General features: G+C 69.8%; 1 protein-coding gene. It reads left to right on the top strand.

All coding sequences use genetic code 11. The annotated features are described in order from the left end of the window. Nucleotides 1-23 precede the first annotated feature (23 nt). The coding region (locus tag G154_RS00015; RefSeq protein WP_237742468.1) for a DUF222 domain-containing protein at nucleotides 24-242 on the top strand (219 nt) is incomplete at its 3' end.

Here is a 242-nt window from a genome sequence, read left to right as displayed (position 1 = left end):
GGGTGGTGTCGTTCTGGGGACGGATGCGTGCCACCGACGCCGCGATCAGCGACACCCGCCTCAACACCCTCGCCAATGGTGTCTGCTCTGAGGATCCGCGGACCGTGGCCGAACGCCGCGCCGACGCCCTCGCCGCCGTCCTGGCCGGAGCCGACCGACTGACCTGCCTCTGCGGTGACCCTGACTGCGCAGGATCAGGGAAAGACCCTCGCGCCGGTGCGGTCACCATCTACGTCCTCACC

Origin of the sequence: Mycobacterium sp. VKM Ac-1816D, assembly GCF_000416385.1 — a bacterium.
GTDB classification, from domain to species: domain Bacteria; phylum Actinomycetota; class Actinomycetes; order Mycobacteriales; family Mycobacteriaceae; genus Mycobacterium; species Mycobacterium neoaurum_A.
This window is presented reverse-complemented; position numbering and strand designations above follow the sequence as displayed.